Source organism: Okeania hirsuta, assembly GCF_003838195.1.
Lineage (GTDB): Bacteria > Cyanobacteriota > Cyanobacteriia > Cyanobacteriales > Microcoleaceae > Okeania > Okeania hirsuta.
This window is the reverse complement of the sequence record NZ_RCBY01000478.1, coordinates 1-2,603: the sequence shown is the minus strand read 5'-3', so window position 1 is coordinate 2,603 and position 2,603 is coordinate 1. Positions and strand designations below refer to the sequence as shown.

The 2,603-nt window shown below is 38.7% G+C and carries 2 protein-coding genes; one reads left to right on the top strand and one right to left on the bottom strand.

The window, feature by feature from the left end; genetic code table 11:
* Window positions 1–97 precede the first annotated feature (97 nt).
* A complete protein-coding gene (gene recN, locus D5R40_RS31995) occupies window positions 98–1,879 on the top strand; it encodes a DNA repair protein RecN (RefSeq protein ID WP_124155811.1) in 1,782 nt (593 codons plus the stop codon).
* Between the two features lie 118 nt (window positions 1,880–1,997).
* On the opposite strand, the gene D5R40_RS41720 is transcribed toward recN, so the two are convergent.
* A complete protein-coding gene (locus D5R40_RS41720; protein ID WP_275670466.1) occupies window positions 1,998–2,120 on the bottom strand; it encodes a hypothetical protein in 123 nt (40 codons plus the stop codon).
* Between the last annotated feature and the right edge of the window lie 483 nt (window positions 2,121–2,603).

The window sequence follows — 2,603 nt, the reverse complement described above, 5'->3', positions numbered from 1 at the left end:
ATTATGTTTGACCGAAGCAGGATAAAAGTAAAGTGCAAACATTTAATCTTCACTTTTTCCTTCTTCCTTCTTCCTTCTTAATTACCTCCTTGAATAAATGCTTATATCTCTTCGCATTAATAACTTTGCCCTTATAGATCATCTAGACCTAGAATTAAGTCCTGGTCTAAATGTCTTCACAGGAGAGACAGGTGCTGGTAAGTCCATTATCCTAGATGCTCTCGATGCAACTCTAGGCGGAAAAGTAGACCGTCGTGTAATCCGAACAGGAACTAAACGAGCTATCTTAGAAGCAACCTTTGAGCTAAACTCATCCCTGGCCGAATGGTTAGGAAATCAAGAAATAGATCCAGTAGATGGTACATTAGTAGTCTGTAGTCGTGAAATTACTTGCGCTCAAACCTCTCTCCGTACTAGGTCTCGTCTCAATGGTATTCTGGTCAATCGCAAAATAATGGACCAACTGCGTGACCGCCTATTAGAAATTACAGCCCAAGGCCAAACTCTACAATTAGGAAATCCCAATCTCCAAAGGGAATGGCTAGATTTATATGGTAGTCATCCCCTAGTACAATGCCGAGAAGCAGTAAGTATTGCCTATCAAAAAGCTCAAAAAGCCAAAGCAACATTAGAAAATCGTCGCCAGTCAGAGCAGAAACGTTTACAAAGAATAGATTTATTAGAATACCAAGTACAAGAATTAGATAAATCTAATCTTACCGAACCTCAAGAATTAGAACAACTAGCACAAGAAAGTCAACGCCTTAGTCATGCAGTTGAACTTCAACATCAAAGCTATCAAATATATCAAGCTTTATATCAAAATGAAGGAGATAATTCAGCAGCAGCAGACCTCCTTGGAGAAGCAGAAACCATCTTAAACGATATGGTAAACTACGACTCCACATTAAAACCTATATTGGAAATGATTAATGAAGCTTTATCTCAAGTTGTTGAAGCTAGCCGACAAATTAGTAGTTATGGCGAAGAATTAGAAGCAGATCCCCAAAGATTAGAAGATGTAGAAGAAAGAATTCAAGAACTTAAACAAATTTGTCGCAAGTATGGTCCAACCCTAGAAGAAGCTATTAATTATTATTACAAAATACAAGCAGAACTCAAAGAACTACAAGATGGTGGAGAGTCTGTTGAAGCACTAGAAAAAGTATACCTAGAAACTCAAAAACAATTACAAGATAAATGTAGCGAACTTAGCTTAAAACGTCATAGTGCGGCTGCTAAATTAGAGACAAATTTGGTAGAGGAATTAAAACCCCTCGCTATGGAAAAAGTGAAATTTCAGGTAGAGATTACTCCCACTACCCCAACAATCACAGGAGCTGACCAGATTACATTCTGCTTCAGTCCTAACCCTGGTGAACCACTACAACCTCTAAATTCAATAGCTTCTGGTGGGGAAATGAGTCGATTTTTATTGGCATTAAAGGCTTGTTTTTCTCAAATAGAAGGATCTGGTACTCTAGTATTTGATGAAATAGATGTTGGAGTCTCAGGAAGAGTAGCAGGAGCCATTTCAGAAAAACTACATCAACTTAGTAGGAAACATCAAGTCCTCTGTGTAACCCATCAACCGATAGTAGCTGCAATGGCTGATAATCACTTTAATGTCAGTAAACAAGTAGTCGAGGAAATATCTACTATGGACTTAAACTTAAATAATCAAAACTCTGAAGTACGGACTATAGTAAGAGTTAAAAATCTAAATAATTATCAACGGCGGGAAGAGTTGGCACAATTAGCTAGTGGTAGGCCAGCTCAAGAAGCTATAGCTTTTGCAGAATCTCTTTTAACTGAAGCTGCTACTAAACGTCGGCAAAATTTGACTATACCTATTTCCAGTTCTAGAGGAGAATCTTAATCCATAATATCAGTTCTATTAAAAATACATTATAGAATAATATTAACAATTGACTTTAACAAAGGGCAAAAAAAAATTATGTAGATTATGTTGAGTTGTAAACTTAAATAGTAAGGATTCAGGTATGCAAAATAGGAATAAGAGAAAGACTTGATGAGCGATCGCTTAAAACCCTAGCCACCAGGGACTGCTCAAAGAATTCAATGACAGAACGCCCCTGACGACGACAAGTTTGTACCACAGTCAATAAATTGGTGTTGGTAATTGATGGGATGATTTATATTTTGGGGTAGGGCTGTGTAACCTACCCCGGTTAATCATTGGGGGATTGCCCCTACAAATTTCATCCTGTAATTTACCAACGCCGATTTCCCCTAGTTAAGACATTGGTTATAAACCAAGACAATGGACCGGAAAATTATTCTCGTCGGACACAATTTTTGTCCAAAGTCCAATTCCTGACTTTCCTTACTGTGGCTTGGACACTTTTTCAGCTGATTTCGCTTTCTGCTAACTATGACGACCTACCTAGCAGCAGTGTGATGTAGTAAGTATATCTCTGATTCTTCTCTAATCCCAGCTTCCAGAGTGGTGATTAACCTCTATGTGGGTAGGTTTGGTATAACGTCATCCTCTGACGGGAGGGACTTTCACCCTGATTACTGAACAACCATAAGGGGGTTGGTAAGGGGGTGCTGGTTTCCCCACTCCTCCACAGGGTGGG